General features: G+C 33.7%; 1 pseudogene. It reads right to left on the bottom strand.

The features are described 5' to 3' along the window. A pseudogene (locus FUA24_RS24445) lies at positions 1-279 on the bottom strand (YgiQ family radical SAM protein); the annotation flags it as partial.

Raw genomic sequence — 279 nt, 5'->3', positions numbered from 1 at the left:
ACGGAATTAACTGTAAGTTCAGTTTATTCTTGATATTAATTTTATCAAAACGTTCTTTAAACTTATGAAAGTAACTAAAAGACGGTTTTCGCATTAATTTCAAAACAGGATCACTAGTATGTTCTGGCGCTACTTTAAGTCGTCCAGAAACATGCTTTGTCATCACTTCTTCGGTATAATCATCTAACTCTTTTGGGTCAGCATTTTTATTGAATTCTGGCACCAACATATCGTGTCTAATTCCAGAACCGATAAACGATTTTTTTACCTTCGGATGAC

The organism is Seonamhaeicola marinus (assembly GCF_008085455.1).
Note: the sequence above shows the minus strand (reverse complement) of the source record. Positions and strands in the feature narration are given on the sequence as shown.